The organism is Streptomyces griseomycini (assembly GCF_014203535.1).
Taxonomy (GTDB): domain Bacteria; phylum Actinomycetota; class Actinomycetes; order Streptomycetales; family Streptomycetaceae; genus Streptomyces; species Streptomyces griseomycini.
The window spans coordinates 165,104-185,054 of record NZ_JACHJI010000007.1; the positions used below are offsets into that span (position 1 = coordinate 165,104).

At 71.1% G+C, this 19,951-nt stretch carries 17 protein-coding genes, 1 tRNA gene and 2 pseudogenes; 14 read left to right on the plus strand and 6 right to left on the minus strand.

The window, feature by feature from the left end; all coding sequences use genetic code 11:
- Positions 1-7: 7 nt before the first annotated feature.
- Positions 8-80, plus strand: a tRNA-Arg gene (locus FHS37_RS20975).
- Between the two features lie 385 nt (positions 81-465).
- On the opposite strand, the gene FHS37_RS20980 is transcribed toward FHS37_RS20975, so the two are convergent.
- On the minus strand, positions 466-1,275 hold the full coding sequence (locus FHS37_RS20980) for a hypothetical protein (RefSeq protein WP_229889917.1): 810 nt from the start codon (positions 1,273-1,275) through the stop codon (positions 466-468).
- Between the two features lie 584 nt (positions 1,276-1,859).
- On the opposite strand from FHS37_RS20980, the gene FHS37_RS20985 reads away from it, so the two are divergent.
- The 3 genes from FHS37_RS20985 (at position 1,860) to FHS37_RS20990 (ending at position 4,416) form a co-directional block, all read left to right on the plus strand.
- Positions 1,860-2,606, plus strand: a complete 747-nt coding sequence (locus FHS37_RS20985; protein ID WP_184823550.1) for a hypothetical protein — start codon at positions 1,860-1,862, stop codon at positions 2,604-2,606.
- Positions 2,607-2,857: 251 nt separating this feature from the next.
- Entirely contained in the window at positions 2,858-3,082 is a 225-nt protein-coding gene (locus FHS37_RS39725) for a S1 domain-containing protein (RefSeq protein WP_193474378.1), read from the plus strand.
- Positions 3,083-3,336: 254 nt separating this feature from the next.
- On the plus strand, positions 3,337-4,416 hold the full coding sequence (locus tag FHS37_RS20990; RefSeq protein WP_184823552.1) for a Gfo/Idh/MocA family protein: 1,080 nt from the start codon (positions 3,337-3,339) through the stop codon (positions 4,414-4,416).
- A gap of 92 nt (positions 4,417-4,508) precedes the next feature.
- Here the strand turns inward: FHS37_RS20990 and FHS37_RS20995 are convergent, their stop codons facing one another.
- Complete coding sequence (locus tag FHS37_RS20995; RefSeq protein ID WP_184823554.1) at positions 4,509-4,976, minus strand: MarR family winged helix-turn-helix transcriptional regulator; 468 nt, start codon at positions 4,974-4,976, stop codon at positions 4,509-4,511.
- A 108-nt stretch (positions 4,977-5,084) separates the two neighbouring features.
- Between FHS37_RS20995 and FHS37_RS21000 the strand changes: the two genes are divergently transcribed.
- On the plus strand, positions 5,085-6,014 hold the full coding sequence (locus tag FHS37_RS21000) for an alpha/beta hydrolase (RefSeq protein ID WP_184823557.1): 930 nt from the start codon (positions 5,085-5,087) through the stop codon (positions 6,012-6,014).
- Between the two features lie 251 nt (positions 6,015-6,265).
- Positions 6,266-6,442: pseudogene (locus FHS37_RS41320) on the plus strand (mobilization protein); the annotation flags it as partial.
- 68 nt (positions 6,443-6,510) lie between these two features.
- On the opposite strand, the gene FHS37_RS21005 reads toward FHS37_RS41320, so the two are convergent.
- Positions 6,511-8,226 (minus strand): ABC transporter ATP-binding protein, encoded by a 1,716-nt coding sequence (locus tag FHS37_RS21005; RefSeq protein ID WP_184823559.1) that lies wholly within the window; start codon positions 8,224-8,226, stop codon positions 6,511-6,513.
- Positions 8,223-10,013 (minus strand): ABC transporter ATP-binding protein, encoded by a 1,791-nt coding sequence (locus tag FHS37_RS21010; protein WP_184823560.1) that lies wholly within the window; start codon positions 10,011-10,013, stop codon positions 8,223-8,225. Before FHS37_RS21010 ends, FHS37_RS21005 begins: the two co-directional genes overlap by 4 nt.
- Positions 10,014-10,089: 76 nt before the next feature.
- On the opposite strand from FHS37_RS21010, the gene FHS37_RS21015 reads away from it, so the two are divergent.
- Positions 10,090-11,121, plus strand: coding sequence for a helix-turn-helix domain-containing protein (locus tag FHS37_RS21015; RefSeq protein ID WP_308439469.1), 1,032 nt, complete (start codon positions 10,090-10,092; stop codon positions 11,119-11,121).
- 986 nt (positions 11,122-12,107) lie between these two features.
- Here the strand turns inward: FHS37_RS21015 and FHS37_RS21020 are convergent.
- Positions 12,108-13,163 carry an SMI1/KNR4 family protein gene (locus FHS37_RS21020; RefSeq protein WP_184823562.1) on the minus strand — a complete coding sequence of 352 codons (1,056 nt, stop codon included), beginning with the start codon at positions 13,161-13,163 and terminating at the stop codon, positions 12,108-12,110.
- Positions 13,164-13,371: 208 nt separating this feature from the next.
- The gene (locus FHS37_RS21025) at positions 13,372-13,578 is read right to left on the minus strand and encodes a hypothetical protein (protein WP_184823564.1); all 207 of its coding nucleotides are present in this window, start codon (positions 13,576-13,578) and stop codon (positions 13,372-13,374) included.
- Positions 13,579-13,774: 196 nt separating this feature from the next.
- Between FHS37_RS21025 and FHS37_RS21030 the strand changes: the two genes are divergently transcribed.
- From FHS37_RS21030 to FHS37_RS21055, 7 genes and pseudogenes are all read left to right on the plus strand, one after another.
- Complete coding sequence (locus tag FHS37_RS21030; protein WP_184823566.1) at positions 13,775-14,269, plus strand: hypothetical protein; 495 nt, start codon at positions 13,775-13,777, stop codon at positions 14,267-14,269.
- A 370-nt stretch (positions 14,270-14,639) separates the two neighbouring features.
- Entirely contained in the window at positions 14,640-14,843 is a 204-nt protein-coding gene (locus FHS37_RS21035) for a cold-shock protein (RefSeq protein WP_030648194.1), read from the plus strand.
- A 235-nt stretch (positions 14,844-15,078) separates the two neighbouring features.
- Positions 15,079-16,572, plus strand: coding sequence for a DEAD/DEAH box helicase (locus tag FHS37_RS21040; protein WP_184823568.1), 1,494 nt, complete (start codon positions 15,079-15,081; stop codon positions 16,570-16,572).
- Between the two features lie 101 nt (positions 16,573-16,673).
- Positions 16,674-17,021, plus strand: a complete 348-nt coding sequence (locus tag FHS37_RS21045) for a CBS domain-containing protein (protein ID WP_184823570.1) — start codon at positions 16,674-16,676, stop codon at positions 17,019-17,021.
- Positions 17,022-17,031: 10 nt separating this feature from the next.
- A pseudogene (locus FHS37_RS38880) lies at positions 17,032-17,244 on the plus strand (SCO5918 family protein); the annotation flags it as partial.
- An 843-nt stretch (positions 17,245-18,087) separates the two neighbouring features.
- A complete protein-coding gene (locus FHS37_RS21050; protein WP_184823571.1) occupies positions 18,088-18,438 on the plus strand; it encodes a helix-turn-helix domain-containing protein in 351 nt (116 codons plus the stop codon).
- A gap of 687 nt (positions 18,439-19,125) precedes the next feature.
- On the plus strand, positions 19,126-19,575 hold the full coding sequence (locus FHS37_RS21055; RefSeq protein ID WP_229889916.1) for an SMI1/KNR4 family protein: 450 nt from the start codon (positions 19,126-19,128) through the stop codon (positions 19,573-19,575).
- Positions 19,576-19,951 lie beyond the last annotated feature (376 nt).

The window sequence follows — 19,951 nt, forward strand, 5'->3', positions numbered from 1 at the left end:
CCGGCTCGCCTTCGTAGCTCAGGGGATAGAGCACCGCTCTCCTAAAGCGGGTGTCGCAGGTTCGAATCCTGCCGGGGGCACAGCCAGAAGGGCCAGCTCAGGAGGGGTTTCCTCCCGGGCTGGCCCTTCGTCGCGTCCGGGGTCGTGCCACACGCGTGCCACTACGTGGAGTCCACGGCCGACACATCGGGTCCGCCTCTTGATTTCGTTCGTTCTGTTTGTCCTGTCCGGTGTGGCCCTGGTTCTGCGGGGAGGACGATCGCGCCGCGCCGTCGTCGCAGCAGGCCCTAAGCTGCCGGGTCATGGATGCGGGACTTGCTGCGCTGCTCGGCGCGGCCGTGGGAGCGCTGGGCACCGGTGGTGCCACTCTGGCGACCCCCGAGCACGGGTCGAAACCCCGGCCAAGGCTGGTTGACAGAGGCGTCGGCCCCGCCCGCCATGTCGAGAGAAGTGTGGTGGTCCAGTTCAGCTGTGTTGCATCCAGACGTTGGGCTCCTGATACATGCCCTCATCGGCCGAGCGGTTGATCCGCAGGAGGCTGAGTCCATCAGGGATCACGTAGTCACCTGACTCGGGGAAGGTCATTCCGGTCCAGCGTTCCCACTCGGCAACCGTGCCAGTCATGGTCTGCGAAGCCGGAGCGGCCGAGAGTATCTTGGCGCCAAGGCGCTGGTGGGTTCGAATCCAAGGGTCAAGAGCCATGCCGTCCTCACGGCTCCACCGCATGAAGTTCTCGATCGGCGTCAACGGATACTGGGCCTTCATCGTCGGGCGGACCGGGGCTATGACCCGGTCCCATCCGGCTTGTCCTGCTGTCTGACGGAGTGCTTTAAGGGTCTCCCCCGCCAGTCCTCGTCCCTGCAGCGACGGGGTGACGATCGCGCCGCAGATCACGAGAGTATTGGGTTCGATTTCTTGTTCACGGCCCTCGACGGCTTGAACAAGAGCCTGGGTATACCCCGTGGGGAGAGACTCAGGCAGCCCGTCCCAGCGAATCGGTACACCCCAGCCTGAGGCTACTGGCACATCATGGTCATCTATCAACATAAGGTTCAAATCGGCGAACCACTCTCCGACCTTGCCTATGTACTCCTTCACCAGCCGGTCAGCAGTGATGAACTCCGGGAAGCCGTCGCTGAAGAGCTCCTTGAGGTGTGCATCCTGCCAAGTGCGTGAGTCAGTCCGTTCGATCTTCAAAATCATTGCCTGTTCATAGCACACCGTCTGTGAGCAGCCGCCCTCCCGATCAGGCCCGGCAACCCACAGCGCCGTCATTTCCCGTGAACATCTACGAACGTTTGGATCGCTCACTGCCTCCCGAACCGGCGAACAAACGCTGCTGGTGGAAGCGAACGAAGCCATACCGGGCCGCCCCCAGACAGAACCGGGGATGCAGCTGCACTACAGAGCTGGGCACCTCGGATGCCGGCCGCGCGGCCGTGACCCTAACCGTAGTCACTGACAACGGCATGCTCATGAGAAGCCAGTGGACGTCAGCGCCGGGCCGTCTCCGGGCCGTCCGAGGACACTCGACAGTGGCCAATGACGACCAACGACGACCACCAGGCGCACTGGCCCACCGTCTCTGAGCAGCGAAAACGCAGGTCACCAAGATCCCCGGCAAGACCCAGGGCAAGAAGAAGTAGCAGGCACTGATCGAGCCCCCTGCCTGCGGGTTTTCCGTCGGTACGGGGCTTGTCGCTGTGCTGGAGCCGTCTCTGGTCCTTCAGCTGCTTAGTTGGGCCGTCGCACGGCAGGAGCAAACGACTGAGCGATACAGCAGCCACCTGTGGCAGGACCGCAGTCCAAGTAACTGGCCTGGAAGGGGGGGTGTCAGAAGTCTGGTCTAAGTTTGGCCCGTGACCCACAGTTGTTCCCATGCCGGGGCGCCCCGCGAGCCTGACTTGCCGCCCTACCAGGTTGTCCTGACGGAGACCGACTGGGGGTCGCTCCAGACGGCTTTCGGGTCCGGTGAGGACCTTCCCAGGGTTCTGACGCAACTTTTGGAGCCCGATCCCAAGGTCCAGGTCACCACGTTGTGGGAGCTGGGTGAGCTGGTCGGCCACCAGAACACCGTTTACGAAGCCACCGCCCCCGCCGTCATGTACGTCGCAGGCATCCTCACCCACCCGGCGGCCATGACACGACGGCCCTATCGCGACGTCCCCATCCGCGCGACGCTGTTGGGCTGGCTGGCCTCCACGCTTCACGACGCCTCCGACGAGATCGTCGCCCGCAACGAGGAGTACTGCCCCGGCTTCCTCGCCTCGGGCACCACCGTGGCGGCCTTCCGGGAGCTGCGGCCGATGCTCTATCGGGCCGTCGCGCCCTTCCTGCAGGACAGCCAGGAGGATGTACGGGAAGCCGCCGTCATCGCTGCGCTCCTCCTCGTCGAACACCCGGCGCTCGCTGGGCACCGTGCTCACCTCGCCGTGCACGCCCGCCGCATCCTGAACACCAGCAGCGACGACCCCAACCGTCGCGTCGCGTGGAGGGCCCTCGAAGCATGGGGCCACAATCCGCCCGGCCCGGAGCCTCTCTCGGAGGAGGCCGAGGACCGGAGGCCGCACAGCGATGGCCGCGGCGATCTCGAGCCTCCCTTCTGACCGATACGCGCACGGCACACCTACGGACCATGGCAGCAGGTGAGAGACACACCAGCGCAAGGTCGCGCGTGCCACACCCGTGCCAGAACGGGCGGGGAACCACGAGAAATGGCGGGGACCAGGCCGTCGATCAGCCAGGCTCCGCGTCCGCTCCGCCGCAGGTCGGCCAAGCAGCCTCCCACCGAGAACCCAAGCTTCCCAAGCTGAGGTCCTCGGTATGTCGGCGCAGACGGAGCCGTAAGGTTCCACCCATGGTGACTGCGACTGTCCGCGAGTGGCACGACGAGGAAGGGTGGGGCGTACTCGACTCCCCCGAGACTCCCGGCGGATGTTGGGGCCACTTCTCCCACATCCAGGTGAAGGGCTTCCGAACGCTGTCGCCGGGACAGCAAGTAGACCTCCACTGGGAAGCCCCTGGCTTCAAACAGGACGGGTACAGCTACCGGGCCGTGAACATCGTGCCTCGACCCGCCTGACATCACCGGCTGACATCAACGACAACGAACGATGGCGCACCGAAGCGGCCACGATCGGACCCACGAGCGACCGCTGAGCCCCGTTTCGGCACGCCGTGCGACAAGATGATCGAACTCCCAAGGCGGTGGTCAGGCCCGCTTGCTGCTCCTCCGTTGATGTTCGGGATGTACGCCCCGGCCAGTCCCTCTGTCTGCTGCGTTTCCGTGGTGGGAAACCAGCTGTGGAGGAAGGGGGTCCGGCAGAGGATGTCCGTATGCGGATAGGAGTGGTCGGACTCAGGAGGGGGCTTCACCTGGCGGGCTGGTGCCGCAAGGTGGGCTTGGAGGTCGTGGCGGCATGTGACCGGGACCCCGAACGCCGCGCCGTGGCACAGGCGCAGCTGCCCGGTGCGGTGCTGGTGGAACGGTGGCAGGAGCTGTTGGATCACCGTCTTGACGGGGTCGTCCTGGCCAACGACTTCGATGAGCACGCGCCGTTGGCCATCGCGTTCCTGGACCGTGGGGTGCATGTACTGTCCGAGTCGGCGGCGTGCGTCGACGCCGCGGAAGGCGAGCGGCTCATCGCGGCGGCGGACAGGTCGTCCGCGACCTACTCCTTCGCCGAGAACTACGTGGCCCATCCGCACGTCCGGCTCATCCGGCAGGCGATCGAGGCCGGGGAGCTGGGCCGGATCAGTCTGATCGAAGCGGACTACCTGCACGGCACGTCCCCGGCCGACGTCGCGGGCCTGATCGGTGATCCGGCGCACTGGCGCGGGCGCATCGCTCCCACGGCGTACTGCACGCGCACCCTTTCCCCGGTACTGGCCCTCACGGACGCCTGGCCGGTGGAGGTGTCGGCGTTCCCGGTGGACGAGGCGGACCCACGTGCCGCGGTCGTCATGGCGGTACGGCTGTCCAGCGGGGCGCTGGCGCTCACCCGGCACGGGTTCCTCCAGGGCGAACCCGACAGCCACTGGAGCTGGATCTCCGTACGCGGTGCCAAGGCGCTGGCCGAGTCCGTCCGGACCGCCGGCGAACGGTCCTGGTCGGTCCGTGTCAGAACGGAGGGCTGGGCGGTCCCGGAGGGCCGCGCCCGCGAGGAGGAACGCACCCCTGTGCCGCTCACCCTCGCCGGGGAACCCGTGGCACGCGGAGCCGAGGGCACCGTACGGGTACTGCGCGCCTTCCGGGCCACGATGGAGCACGGGGAGCCACCGCTGGTACCGGTGCGGCCCGCCGTGGCCGCGTCACTGGTCGGCGTGGCCGGCGCGGAGTCACTGGCCAACGGCTCCCGCCCAGTCCCCGTGCCTGTGATGACGACCGGTCCAGAGAGCCACTCGGACAGTTCCTGACAAGGGCTCGAATCGAGCTCCTCAAGCGGGTGCCGCGGGTTCGAATCCTGCCGGGGCACAGAGGAGAGGGCCGGCTCAGGAGGGGTTCCCTCTCAGGCCGGCCCTGCGTCTCCTCGGCCCGGCCGGCTGTGGGCGCCCGCTTCGAGGGTCGCGCGAAGGGCGGCCAGGGTCGAGGCGGTGCGGGTCAGGTCGTCAGCGGGAACCGCCGCGGTCAGCGACAGGAGTTCGCTTTCGACAACGGGGCGGGAAGCGGCCAACCGCTTCTCGCCCTCGGACGTGAGGCGGAGGACGGACGAACGGCGGTCCTGGGGATGTGCGACCCGCAGGCACCAGCCCGCGGTCACCAGCCGGTCGATCGCCTTGCTGACGGCTCCCACGGTGATCGCCAGTTCGTTGACGATGTCGAGCACGCGGCACCCCGGCACACGGTCGATGATTTCCAGGAACTCGAACTGCCCCAGTCCCAGACCCTGTTCGGCACGCAACCGGGCGTTCACCGCGTTGTAGAGCCGGGTCTCGACGCGAACGAGGTCGGTGAAGATCGGGGTGACGTGGCTCACAGCAACCTCCAGTGGATTCCCAGGAATCATCTTCCCCGGAATCCGGTTGGGCTCAGGCAGATGGATTCCCAGGAATCCATCCTCGCACCCCGACCCATGGAGGCCCGCATGTCCCGACAGCAGCGCGACGCCCTGGACGCCATGCTCCGGTCCGCCCCTCGCAGCGAGACGCCGCCCACTCCCGAGGAGCAGCGCAGCGGTTTCGCCGCAGCCGTCACCCGCCCCGTGCCGGAGGGCGTGGTCACCCGCAGGACCGTCCTGGGCGGGCGGACGGCCCTCGAGCTGGAGCCGGCCGAAGTCTCCGGCCAGGGCCGGCTGCTCTACCTGCACGGCGGCGGCTACGTCATCGGCTCACCGGACACCCATGCGGGGCTGGTCGGTGAGCTGGCCCGCCGCGCCGGGCTGCGAGCGCTGTCGGTGGATTACCGGCTGGCGCCCGAGCACCCTTTCCCCGCAGCCGTCGACGACGGGCTCGCGGCCTACCGCGAGCTGCTGGCGACGGGCACCGACCCACGGGACCTCGTCGTGGCCGGTGACTCCGCCGGTGGCGGCTTGAGCATCGCCACGCTGCTCGCGGCCCGGGAGGCCGGGCTGCCGCAACCAGCCGCCGTGGTCGTCTTCTCCCCCTGGGTCGACCTCACCCTCGCCGGAGGAAGCATCCGTTCCAAGGAGGGCGCCGACCCCATCTTCACCGAAGCCGACGTGCGCGCCTACGCCGATCTCTACGTCGGCGCGGGCGACCGGGCGCACCCCCTGGCCAGCCCGGTGTTCGCCGACCTCACCGGACTGCCCCCGCTGCTCGTGCAGGTCGGGGCGAACGAGGTGCTGCTCGACGACGCGGTCCGGCTGGCCGGCCGCGCGGGTGCCGACGACGTCGAGGTCACGCTCGAAGTCGGGCCCGGCCTCCCCCACGTCTTCCAGCACCACTACGGCCGCCTCGACGAGGCGGACGCCGCGCTCGACCGTGCCGCCCGCTTCCTCGCCGCCCACCTGGGCACCGGGCACCCGGGCACCGACCGTCCCGAACCGGCCCACTGACACCGGCCCGGCAGCCTCCACGTGATGTCGGCGACGCTCGCAGAAGCACCACCGCCGACTTCACGAGTCCACCTTCGGCAAAGCGGGTGTCGCAGGTTCGAATCCTGCCGGGGCACCACGTGTTACGCCGCTGACCTGGGGTCTCTCCCCCAGGGAGGCGCTTCGTCCGGCCTCGGGCTCCTCGTCCGGCGCCGTCTTGCGTGAGCGGACGGAGAGTTGGTCTCCAGGATTTCTCCCAGTGGATCAGCATCTGCTCCGTCCGCGCAGCCCCCTCCCACGAGGACCGCATCCTCAGCGACGGCGAGTGGGCCGGCATCGCCCGCGGCATCGTCGCCGCCACCGGCACCGCACCCGACGGCGACCCGGACGGCTGCCGCCGGGTCGCCGTCCGTTACGTCCCCGATCACCTCCCCCTCGCCGCCGCCGAGCGGCCCACCCGCGGCGAGCAGGAGACCCGAGGCCCCGCGCAGCCGGGGCGGCAACCTGCACGGCCGTCTCAGCCCCGCGCCGCCCCGGCCCGGGACAGGTCCCAGTACGCGGCGTACCGGCCGGCGCGTCGCAGCAACTCCTCGTGGCTGCCCTGTTCGACCACCCGCCCGGCGTCCAGGAAGGCGACGCGGTCGGCCCGGCGCACGGTCCCCATGCGGTGCGCCACCAGCACCACGGTCCGGCCCGCCATCAGCTCCTCGATGCCGGCGTGCACGGCCGCCTCGTTCACCGGGTCCAGGGCCGAAGTGACCTCGTCGAGCAGCACGATCGGCGCGTCCTTCAGCAGCGCGCGGGCGATGGAGACGCGCTGCCGCTCGCCGCCCGACAGCAGCGCCCCGCCCTCGCCCACGTCCGCCGACCAGCCGCCGGGCAGCCGCTCGATCACCTCGTCGAGACGGGCCGCGGCGGCAGCGGCCCGTACCTCGGCGTCGGTGGCGTCCGGGCGGCCGAGGCGCACGTTCTCCTCGATCGTGCCGTCGAAGAGGTAGACGTCCTGGAAGACGATGGCGATCCGCGCCATCAGCGCCGCGGTGTCCATCTCCCGTACGTCCACGCCGCCGATCCGCACCGCGCCCGCGTCGACGTCGTGGAAGCGGGCGAGCAGCTGCAGCAGCGTCGTCTTGCCCGCGCCCGACGGCCCGACGACGGCGAGCCGCTGGCCCTCGGGTACGGACAGCGTCACCCCGTCGGCGACCACGCGGTCTCCGTGCCGGAAGGTGACCGCGTCGAACACGACGTCGTGACCGGCCGGTTCGCGCGGCGCGCGGGGCTCCGGCAGCGGCTCGGTGCCGAGGACGTGGTCGAGGCGGGCGAGTTCGGCGCGGGCGCCGCGGATGCCACCACTCATCTCGGCGAGGGACAGCAGCGGGTCGGCGCAGCGGGCGGCGAGCACCAGGACCGCGAGCACCTCGGCCGCGCCGATGTCCCCGCCGAGGGCGAGGTACGCACCGAGTGCGAGCAGCGCGGTGAACACCGCCTGCACGGTGACCGCGAGACCCAGCACACCCGGCAGCGCCGAGAGGGTGGAGCGACGCGAGGCGCGGGACAGTTCCTCCAGGGAGTCGTCCAGCAGACCGAATCGCTCGCCGGTGCGGCCGCCGGCGCGCAGCACCGGCTGGGCCTGGAGGTACTCGATGACGCGGCCGGTGGCCGCGCGCTCGCGTTCCACGCGCTCCGCGTCGGTCGCCGTCGTCGCGCGGGCCGTGCGCAGCTGGACCGCGGCCACCAACGGTACGGCGGCCAGACCGGCGAGCCCCAGCTGCCAGTTGAAGGCGAGCATCACGGCGACGATCGTCAGCGGCGTCACGCAGGCGGAGATGAACGGCGCCAGCAGGTGCGCGATCACGCTCATCGCCTGCAACACTCCCTGGCTGGCGAGGACGGACACCTCGCCGGTGCGGCCGGGTTGATACCAGCCGACGGGCAACCGGGCGAGGTGTTCGCCGAGGCGCTCGTACATGCCGTGCAGCATCGTCGTGCCCACGCGGAAACCGGAGCGGTCGCTGATGTACCGCAGCACCGCGTAGACCGCGACCGCAGCGCCGAAGGCGGCCAGCCAGGGCCGGGCGTCCTCGGGTGTGCTGCCGAGGAGCGCGCGCAGCACGGGCACCAGCAGGGCGTACGACAGTCCCTCGGCGAGGGCGGTCGCCGTCATCAGGGCGACGGTGCGGCGCACCGGCCCGGCGTACTCGTGGCCGAGCACACGCAGCAGTGTGCTGATCATCGGGCCTCTTCCCCTTCCACGGCACCGGCATCCGCGGCACCGGTGTGGATCTTCCAGAACTCGGCGAACGCGCCGCCTCGCGCGAGGAGTTCCGCGGTGGTGCCCCGCTCCACGATCTCGCCGTCGCGCAGCATCACGACGGTGTCGGCGTCGGCGATCGTCTCCAGGCGGTGGGCGATGACCAGCGTCGTCCGCTTCTGACGGGTCCGCGCCAGCGCCTCGCGCACCGCCTGCTCGGTCTGCGGGTCGGCGAAGGCGGTGGCCTCGTCGAGGACCAGGACGGGGGTGTCCGCGAGCAGGGCGCGGGCGATCGCGACGCGCTGCGCCTCGCCGCCGGAGAGGCGGGCGTCCTCGCCGATCACCGAGTCGTAGCCGCGGGGCAGTTCGAGGATGCGGTCGTGGATGCTCGCCCGGCGGGCGGCGCGGACCACGGCGTCGCGGTCGGCGTGCGGGACGGCGAGGGCGATGTTGTCCGCGACCGAGGCGCGCAGCAGCCGGACGTCCTGGAAGACGAAGGACACCCGCCGGTACAGCTCCTGGCTGCCCACCTCACGCAGGTCGACGCCGCCGAGGAGCACGGAGCCGTGCGTCGGGTCGTAGAACCGCGTCAGCAGCTGCACCAGCGTGGACTTGCCGCTGCCGGACGGCCCGACCACGGCCGTGGTCGTCCCCGGCTCCAGCACCAGGTCGATGCCGCGCAGCACCTCGCGCCCGGCCGCGGCACCCCCGTACCCGAAGCGGACGCCCCGCAGCTCCACCCGGTGTCCCTCGGGCGCCACCGGCCGTACGGGCTCGGGCAGCGCCGGCTCGGCGAGTACGTCCCGGATGCGGCCGACGGCACGCCGCGCGGCCTGCAGGTCGTCGAAGCCGTGCCCGAGCGCCGCCACGGGCGCGGTCAGCCCGAGGCCGAGCAGCAGGAAGGGCAGCAGGTCCGCCGGGGCGAGCCCGCCCCCGGTGATCCGGTACGCGCCGCCGGCCAGCACCGCCAGCAGCACGAACGGCGGCGACAGCGCCACCTGCATCCCGGCGGCGACCCCGGAAAGACCGCGCACCATCCGGTAGAAGCTCCGGGTGAAGTCGCCCACCGCGTCACGGAACCTGCCGTGCGCCCGCTCCGACCCGCCGAACGCCTTCACCACCGCGATGCCCTGCACGAACTCGACCGCCGACGCCGAGATCCGCCCCATCGCGGCGTCGAACTCCTTCTGCTCGCGCAGCCGCGTGGGGGTCATCATCAGCGGCACCAGCGCGACCGCCAGCAGCACGGGGATCAGCGTGATCAGCGTCAGCCGCCAGTCCACGGTGAGGAGGTAGCCGAGCGAGACCAGCGGCACCACGAAGGCGGAGACCAGCTCGCCCGGCGTGTGCGCGATGAGCGGGTGCACGGCGCTGACGTCCTCACCCACCAGCTTCGCCAGCTCCCCGTTGCGCCGCCGCGCCAGCCGGCCGATCGGCATCCGCCCGAGCCGCGCGGCGAGTTGCCGGCGCAGCGACAGTTGCACCCGGGTGTCGAGGAGGTGTCCGACGCCGGACGAGGCGGCCGTGAACAGCAGCCGTACGAGCAGCCCCGCCGCGCCCGCGAGCACGACGTTGCGCACGTGCCCGTCGTCGGCCGGCCCCGGCGCCAGCAGCGTACGGCCGAGTTCGACGACCGCGAGGAGCGGCGCCAGGCCGGCGACGGCGCCGATGACCTGCAGGACGACGACGACGGCGAAGCCGCCCGCGTACGGGCGCAGCAGACGGGCCACGCCCGGTGGTGGCGGCGCGGTGGTTCCGGTGGAAGTCATGCGCTCACCTTTGCCGCGTCTGCGGCCTGCCGGCTTGGAGAAATGTTCCGTCCGGGCGGGCCCGTAGCATGGACGCATGTCAACTGCCGTGCGCCAGCGCGTCGTTGCCCCCGTGTGGCAGGTCACGCGCCCGGCCCGGCCCGGCCGCGTACCCGGCGTCGTCCTGGCGGGGCTGCGCGACCGCGGCCCGGCTCCGGTCGACCACCGGCTCGACCCGCACCCCGTGCTGACGCTGGCGCTGGCCTGCGGCGAGGCTGCGCCCGGCATCGACGAGCCGACGGGGCGGCAGCACCGCGGCAGCATCGTCACCGGGCTCGGGTTCGGCGTCGGCGGTGCGGCGCGGGTGCGGGCCGCGAACGTCGAGTGGATGCAGGTGCGTCTGTCCCCCGCCATCGCGCGCGCCGTGCTGAGCGTGGGCCCTGCTGAGCTGGAGAGCTCCGTGGTGGCCCTGGACGACCTGTGGGGAGAGCGGCGGGCAGCCCGGCTGCGCGAGCAGTTGGCCCAGGCCGCCTCGTGGGAGGAACGTTTCGCACTCGTCGAAGCGTTCCTCGCCCGGCTGACCGCCGCGGAGCCCGCCATCGATCCGGAGCTGGCCTGGGCCTGGGACCGTATCGTCGCCGAGCACGGCCGGGTGCGGGTCGAGGAGCTGGCCGACGAGCTGGGCTGGAGCCGCAAGCGCCTGTGGTCCCGCTTCCACGCGCAGCTCGGCCTGCCGCCCAAGCGCGCCGTGAGACTCGTCCGCTTCGACTGGGCCGCCACCCGCCTGGCCGGGGGGCAGGCGGCGGCCAGGGTCGCGGCCGACTGCGGCTACGCCGACCAGTCGCATCTGCACCGGGACATCGTGGCGTTCACCGGTGTGACCCCCGCAACCGTGGCCGGCCAGTCACTCATCGCGACGGCCGACATGGCGTGGGTGGACCGCGTGCCGCGCCTCCCGGCACGATGGGGCAGTGCGCCGGCCTCCCGTGTCGACGGGCCGCACCGGCCACCGCCGCCGGCCGGCGGAGGCACCCGAGGCGGACGGGTTCCCGGGCGGAGCACGGATGTACGGTCCCGTCACCGGCGCCGGCAGCCCGCTCGCTCCGCCGGTGCGGGCGACTCCGGCTGACGGCGGTTTCGTGGGACGGCGCGATCCGGGCATCGCGCACGAACGGCCACCCGGCTACGGCCACGGGGAGGGCTCCCGCCCGACCTCGGACTCCTCGTCCGGGGCCGTCTGCGCGAGCGACGGGCTCCGCCCGGCAACCGGCAGCGCGCGAGCGATGCGTGAGCGGACGGCCCGGCACAGGGCGGCATGAGCCGGATCAAGTGGTTCGCGGTGCCATCGCGACCAGGGGGAACAGCACCGCGCGGCAGCGCCGGGCACCACCCGGCAAGGATCCGGTCCCCCTCCTGAAACGGGTGTCGCAGGTTCGGATCCTGCCGGGGCACCAGGGTGAAGGCCCCCGGACGGGGGGTCCGGTCCGGGGGCCTTGCTGGTGTCGGTCAGCGCTCGGTACGGGCGGCGTCCAGCACCCCGTCGGTGGCGTTGTGCCCGCTGTGGAGGATTTCCCGCTGCCAGCGGTGTCGTGGTGGGGTGTGCAGCCGCCAGCAGTGGTCGGCGATGACATCCGGGTCGAAGGCCGTCCCTCCCCCGGACCGGCGCCCGATCGGACGGCAGGTGATCGCGGCTTTCCGAGCCGGGGACCCCAGGGAGACGCCGTGGCCGGCAGGGGCGACCGGGCCGCTGATTGAGGAGTCGCGGAGGGCTTGGGAGAGGGGGACGCGGAAGCGGTCTCGAAGGTGGCTGAGGCCATTCACGGGCCGGGCCCGGAACTCGTGCCGAACGGCGAGGGCGGACCCGTCACGGAGTTCCTGCTGCGCATCGACACGGACGCAGGCCCAGCGCGCTCCCGCTCCTGACGCCGGGGCCGTGTCCGGGCCGTCCGAGGGCGACCGCGGGCGACCCGCGTCGACGTGTGCCGGCTTCGTTGATCTCTGGGAACGGCGTTCGGCGACCGGTTCCGGAGGCAGCTGGTGATCACCTGACCCACGGACCTCGACGAGGAACGACGGCATTGTCGTGTCCACGAACAGGGGACGGCCGGTCTCTCGTCAGAGCGGCCGGCCGTCGAAGGGGCCGACGGAGCCGGGCTTGAACGTCGCGCCGAGGTCGTACTGCGCGATCCCGAAAGGCCGAAAACCGGCGTCGGCGAGGACGCGGTAGAGGAACTCGGAGGTGGACATGGCGTACCGGTGCCATGGGCCGCCGTCGTGGGACCGCGCGAGGACGGGGTAGTCGCCCGGCCGCCCGGCATCGATCAGCCAGCAGTACTCGTCGGCCCATTCGGTGGAGCCCCACGCGACCACCCCCTTGCCGCCCGGCGCGTAGACCGCATGGGGATCGACGGCGGAGACGCTTCCGAGCCCGCTGTCCTGGTCGACCGACAGGGCGACCCGCCACTGTGCCAGGAAGTCGAACGAGACGCCCTCGTCGCACCCCAGGAAGTAGACGGAATCACTGAAGACGCCGCCGCCGAACGCCTCGTAGAGCTCCTTGTAGTCCGCCGGCAGCGGGACCCCCAGCTCCCCTTCGATCGCCGCCCAGTCGGCGGAGATCCCGAGCGGCTTCCACTCGGTCAATTCGATCACTCGCTGAACCCACGTACAGCACGCTTCGGGCAGTTCAGTCCCCGCTTCCGCTTCGATCTCCGCCCGGGGCTGTGCGGCGCCCCGTGCGTCCCCACCTGTGACACGGGGAGGAGGGTCCACCCAGGAAGTCCCCTCCGGCGGTGCGTCCGGCGAGGGCGCGGCCCGCTCCGCCACGAGTACCACCAGCTGTTCGCCGTCCCCGGCACGGACCACACCGCAGCCGATCCACCGGCTGCCGGACGCCCATCCGCGCATCTCGACCAGCTCCCCGGCGAAGGGAGCAAGGAGCGGCAGCCCGGTCCGCTCGGTCACCGTCGGATCGGCGTAACCGCCCATGGCGAGGTTGCGCAGCTGCCCGTACCGACGGCTGAACTCCCTGAGGAGAGCGGACAGGTTGACTGCGTCGGAAACAGCCAGGCACACATGCCCCGCCGGGTGCCCGGACCGGCCGCACACCCGTTCTCGCCCGCCCGGCCGAACCAAGGAGTCAACGGCTTCGAGCAGTTCCCGTTCGTCCATGGCCGGAGAGTGAAGCACATGGCACAGACAACGAGCCGGGACTGCGACCCAGCTGACATCCACGACTGACATCAACAAGGACGAACGGCGCCGGACACGAGCGTCCTTCGTCGGAGTCGAGAAGGCCTGCCGGAGCCCTCACCCAGCCCGGTACGGGCCAGAGCAGGGGCGGCCAGGGGGAACCCCCGACCGTCCCGGCTCCGGGCGCTCACGGTCTCACCAGAGCCACACCCGGAGACGGCCACGGCACCGCACCGCCCTGATCGCCACTGACCGGCATGCGCAGGGTGCGGTCGCCGAAGTCCGCGACCAGGTCCAGCCTCCCGCCGAGCGCCTCCACCTCGGCGGGCTCCGCACCGGCCGCGTACAGCTCCTGCTCCAGGACTTCCCGGTCCTGCGCAGCCTTCTTGGGCATGGCTGCTCCCTCAGTCCTCGTCGCCGACGTGGTCGTGGTGGAGCTGCTCGGCCGGCGGGATGTGGTCGCGGTACCAGCGATCCCGGCTTTCCGGCCTTGTCACCGCCCAGGAGCAGCAGGGCCGGGCGGGTCGGGCCGGAGGCGAAGATGATCCGGAACTCGGAGCGCCCGATCCCGGCCTCAGCTCCTTCAGACGATGCAGCTCCGAATCCTTCAACCGGTCCACAAGGGGCGCCCCGAGGTCGGCCCCGCCTCACGCAGGGCGGCCACGGCCTGCGCGGCCTGGGAGGCCGAACTCAAGTCCTCCTTGATCAGAAGCCTGAACCGCTCCGCGTACGCATCGGTGACCCTGATCGTCCAGCTCAAGACGACCCCTTTCGACACCAACACCGGCGTCCGACGGAGCGTGGTTCTTCCCGGCGCGGGCCTCTCCGCGGCCTGCGCCCGCCTGGCCGACGCGGGCCTGACCAGCATCGACTGGACATCGCGCAAGGCTCCCGCCACCGCCTCACCGACCCATGAGGCCCTCCTCCTCGTGGAGGAGGCGGGTGTCTCGACGGACCGCTCGCAGGGGTTGCGGACGAGGTCGCGCGCTGCCGCCGTGAGGGTGGACGGCGTGCTGCGCGGGTGCGGCGGTTCCGCCCGACCGCCTGCCGGGGGCCGGCCGTCGCGCTCCTCGCGGGAGATGTGACCTTCATCGCGGTAGTGGAGACTCAGCGCGTTCACCGTTGTGCCGTCCCCTGACGACGGCGGCAGCGGCATCTCTCCCGTCGACGGAGGTCACAGGCCCGTGGGCGGAAGCGCACGGCAGGAAACGCCGCGCCCGCGGCGAGCAATATCTGTGTCCGTGACATGAGAAATACGTGCGGGACACGGCGAGTATTCCTCGACCGTCGGCCGGAGCGGAATCATCGACCATGCAGGGCCGATCGCGCCGTGCTACTGTCGATCTTAGTTGCAGGTGTGGTTGCCAGAAGGTTCATTTCCGACGGGGTGATCATCACGGCGACACGGAATTCGCACAAGCGAGTTCCCGACACCGCCCCAGAAGGAGAAATAATATGGCTACTGGCACCGTGAAGTGGTTCAACGCGGAAAAGGGCTTCGGCTTCATCGAGCAGGACGGCGGCGGCCCCGACGTCTTCGCCCACTACTCGAACATCGCCACCCAGGGCTTCCGTGAGCTGCTGGAAGGCCAGAAGGTGTCGTTCGACATCGCGCAGGGCCAGAAGGGCCCGACGGCCGAGAACATCGTTCCCGCCTGACACCGGCGCTGACGCATTACTTCGCAGCTGGGGCCCGCACCTCTGGGGTGCGGGCCCCAGCTCGCTGCTTTTCAGAGCGCGCGACGGGAAGACTCCCCACGGCATCACCGGCCGGTGTGACGTTCCCCGTCGACCCGACTCGCCCCATATCGACTTCGGCCCGTCTCGAGATTCCCTGCGCCGCTCACCTGCTGCGGGAATTCCTTGATACGTGCTCCATCAAGGAAGGTTCCGCATGAAGCGTGCCCGTACATCCCGCACACATGACCGCTTCGGAGGAAGCGCCGGCGCCGACCGCTCCGGCGGTCAGCGCCGTTCGAAGGGCTACGGGAACCGCCAGGCCGGACGGGCCGTACAGGGCGAGTTCGCGCCGCCGAAGACGACCACGCCGGCGCTGCCCGCCGCCGGGTCGTTCGCCGACCTCGCCATGCCTGAGCGGCTGTTCGCCACGCTCGGCCGCGAGGGCGTGACCGTACCGTTCCCGATCCAGGCGGCGACCCTGCCGAACTCCCTGGCCGGTCGTGACGTACTCGGCCGTGGCCGCACCGGCTCCGGCAAGACCCTCGCTTTCGGCCTCGCCGTGCTGGCCCGCACGGCGGGGCGGCGTGCCGAGCCGCGGCAGCCGCTCGCCCTCGTCCTCGTCCCCACCCGTGAGCTCGCCCAGCAGGTCACCGACGCGCTCACTCCGTACGCCGGCTCCGTGAGCCTGCGACTGGCCACCGTCGTCGGCGGGACGTCCATCGGCAGGCAGGCCGGTGCGCTGCGCGCCGGGGCCGAAGTGGTCGTCGCGACGCCCGGGCGACTCAAGGACCTCATCGACCGGGGCGACTGCCGGCTGGACGATGTCGGCATCACGGTCCTCGACGAGGCCGACCAGATGGCCGACATGGGCTTCATGCCCCAGGTCACCGCCCTGCTCGACCAGGTGCGTCCCGACGGGCAGCGGATGCTCTTCTCAGCCACCCTGGACCGCAACGTCGACCGGCTGGTCCGCCGCTACCTGACGGACCCGGTAGTCCACTCCGTCGACCCGTCGGCGGGCGCGGTCACCACGATGGAGCACTACGTACTCCACGTGCACGACGCGGACAAGCACCGGACGACCACCGAGATCGCGGCGCGAGACGGTCGAGTGATCATGTTCCTTGACACCAAGCACGCGGTGGACCGGCTGACCAAGCACCTGCTGAGCAGCGGTGTCCGCGCCGCGGCCCTGCACGGCGGCAAGTCGCAGCCGCAGCGCACGCGGACCCTGGCCCAGTTCAAGAGCGGTTGTGTGACGGTCCTGGTGGCGACCAACGTCGCGGCGCGCGGGATCCACGTCGACAACCTCGACCTGGTCGTCAATGTGGATCCGCCCAGCGACCACAAGGACTACCTGCACCGCGGCGGTCGTACGGCCCGTGCCGGCGAGTCCGGCAGCGTCGTCACCCTGGTGACCCCTGACCAGCGTCGCGGCATGACCCGGCTGATGGCTGCCGCGGGCATCACTCCCCGGGTCGCCCAGGTGCGTTCGGGCGAGGCGGAGCTGAGCCGCATCACAGGGGCCCAGGCCCCTTCCGGTGTCCCGGTCGTCGTCACGGCGCCGGACACGGAACGTCCCCGCGGCACGTCCTCTTCGTCCCGGGGCCGTCGGAGTCGCCGGGGCCGCGCCGGACAGGGCGGGCCCGTCAGCGAAGCGGCGCGCCGCAGGACACAGCGGCGGACCGGCTTCGGCTCGGCCGCCTAGGGTCTTTCGTCTGGATCGGGCCGGATCCCGCGAGCCCGGCATGATCCGAACGAGAGGCCCCAGCCGGATCACCAGCCCGTCCCTTTCCGCAGGAGGCACGCATGACGACGGATCGACCGCAGCACCAGGTAACGGATCGCTCCCCCGAGGCCGTGGCCGACGGCACGGACGCGTCCGGGCCCCGGGTCCCTGACGACATGACGGTCGAGGTGGCTCTGTCCCTCATGGCCGGTGCCCGTGTCGATCACCTCGTCCTGTGCGACGCGGACGACCAGAGCACGGGCCTGATCACTCTGGCCCGGCTCGCCGTCAGCCGCGACAGCCCCGGCTACACGGACCGGATCCGTCTGCGGGACGTCCTCGCCGGATCGCTCACCTCGCCCGGTGCTCGTCCCGGTGACGTCGGGGAGCATGGCCGGACCCCCGGCGCCCTCGCCCTCGCCGACTGATCCGCTCCGACCGGCCGGGCAAGCGGGCCGGATCATCACCCGGCAGGACCGCCGCGACTGCACCGGCGGCGAAGTCGTCCGGGCCGTGACCCGCCTCGGCTTCACCCGCCACGGGCACCCCGAGAGAGCGCCGGTGGACGTCCCCACTCCGCTCCGGACCGCTTCGGCACTGCTCGGGGGCGCCGCCTCCGCGGAGGTGCGAGGAAGGCGGAGAACCGCCTGACGGGCGGAGAACCGCCATCGAAGACCCGGTGAGGGCCCTGCCGACGCGCGTCGGCAGGGCCCTCACCGTCGTATCGCCGCCCCGGCGTCTCGTCGCCCGCGCGAAGACTCCTGGCCGGGCGGAGGGGCGAGGCGGCGCACGCCCGCACGCACACCGGTCCCTTCGGCCCTGCCCCTGGCGTGAGGCGGGCGGCTGCCGGGGCGACAGGAGGCGGCTGTCCCCGAGCCCTGAGTGCGGCCCCGCCACGTTCTCGCCGCCCGGGACGACTCGTTCCACCCGTTACCGCAGCACAGGACGCCTGTGGCTTCCGAGCGCAAAAAATCTGCTCTTGCCAGAGTAGACATTCCCTCCTGGCACGGTTAGTGTTTCTCTCGTCGATACGGTCAAGTGAGACCCGGCAGACACGAACTGGCGGGTAGAAGTACGTAAGTTCCGCAGGTCAGTGCGGCTCTGCAGCCCCGAAGCCAAGGTGTTTGCGGAAGGGCGACGGGGCTGAGAGCCGCACCGCGCAGCCCGCAGGCCGAGGGGCTGCAGAACAGCATCACCGAGCAGTACCGCAGTACCCGTTCATCGAGTGGTCGGTTCAGAGAAAGGACGGAGGAGCAGACGCCATCGGGATCGCCCGGCCCGGGAAGCTCTCGGTCCGGGTACCGCAAGACCCCGGATTGGATGGTGGTCCCCGGTCACGCAGCCGCGATCCCCGCACCCCTCCCCTTGCCGGGCCGGGTAGCGGAAACAGAAGGTCGGCAGAGCATGAGGGCCGACAGATGGTGTTTCATTTCCTTCGGGGCCCTGGTGCCGTACGGCACCAGGGCCCCTCGACGCGTTGCACAACGAGGTGACATGGCAGCAGATACTCCACTCAGCGATCGTCTGGACGACGACGACTACCCCGCGTACACCATGGGCCGGGCCGCCGAAATGCTGGGCACCACCCCCGCCTTCCTCCGGGCCATCGGTGAGGCTCGTCTGATCACTCCGCTGCGTTCGGAGGGCGGACATCGCCGGTACTCCCGCTACCAGCTGCGGATCGCTGCTCGCGCCCGCGAGCTCGTCGACAGGGGCACGCCGATCGAGGCGGCATGCCGCATCATCATCCTCGAGGACCAGCTTGAGGAGGCCCAGCGCATCAACGCCGAGTACCGCCGTGCCGCGAACGGAGCGTCAGACGGTTCCCGTCCCGGTTCGAGCTGATCACGTGGGTGGTGGCGGGTCGGCTCGGGCACGTACGACTCCGCGACGCACGTGGGTGAGGACGCACGCGGTCGGCCCGTCCGTGCCGACGGGTGCCGGTTGTGCAGTTCTGGTTGCGTTCACGCGCGTCCGGCACCGTCCGCGGCCTGTCCGACAGCCCACCCCGCCGAACCTCGGAACGCCCCGCCCGCCCGGACGGACGTGCGGAAGGCGTGCCGGGTCGGGCACCGGACCGCGGGGCCGCGTCACCGCCCGCCTGAGCGGGCCGGCCGGGAGGAGTGCCGCACCCTCGCCTCAGGACGTGGGCTCCGCGCGTGCGCGATGCGTGAGCGGACTGCCCGGCGCAGGGCGTCACGTGGAGGATCACACACGCAGTCGCTTCGCCGCCGACCAGGCCGAATAACACCACGCAACAGCTTCGGGCAGCCCCCGGAAAGGACCCGGCCCCTCCCTGAAGCGGGTGTCGCAGGTCCGAATCCCGCCAGGGGCACCGACAGAAGGACCGGCTCGGGAGGGGCCCCTCCCAGGCGGCCCTTCGTCCGGATCAGGATCGCCGTCACCCGGGCAGCGCGGGACCTGGGTGATTCAGTCGTCGTCACGGAGGGCGGAGAAGGTCATGGAGATGTGGATGCTCATCGGCGAACTGATGCGCGCCAGGACGCGCGCATACCTCGCCGCCTCTCCCCTGTGCCCGGACGAGATGCCCGGGCTCAGATCCCCGGCGATCCCGCGCAGATCGGGGAGCTGGAGGCCCTGGCCGGCCAGCCGCTGGACCCGGAGTACCGGCACTTCCTGTCCCTGACGGACGGGCTGGACGGATTCCGGTACACGATGCCGCTCCTGGGATGTCGCGACTGGGAGGATCCGGAGCGGAGCAGGCCGGCCTCCGTGTTCCGCGACATCACCCTGGAGACCGGTCCGCTGACCGAGGTCGGGCTGCCGGAAGGGACGCGTGTCTTCCCGATCTACGTCAGCGCCGAGGGGTCCGCAGGCGTCCTGATGCTTCATCACGGCGATGAGGCCCTGGAACGCTTCTGGTGGAGCAGCGCGGGAGACGACATGTTCTTCCACACCTTCCGTGACCTGCTCGCCTGCGTTGCGGACGGTTCCTACAGCCCGAGGCACCTCTTCGACTGACCTGATCGCCCTCCGCGCCACCGGCGTCATCCTCTGGTCTGCCCTGAGGTCCAGCCGACAGCCCCGCTTCGGGAAGGGGCGCTGAGGCCCCTGCACCACTGGTGGAACCAGCCCGTCGGCCGTCTCCGTGCGCAGGGCCTCCGGGGCGGCCGGTCGAAGACGGTCTTGCGCGGGCGTGCCCGGGTCAGGGGAAGGGATCCTCCGGGGCGTGTCGGCGGCGGGCGCACAGGCCTCTCGGACGCCGACCGGACTTCCCGGCGCACCGGCACCGCATCGATGCGCCCTTTGCGCCCCGCCGGGTTGTCGGAGATGCCATCGGAACGGCTCTCGCCCGCCGGGACAGGCTGGGAACGGGCGAGAGGGCCCGTCCCCCACC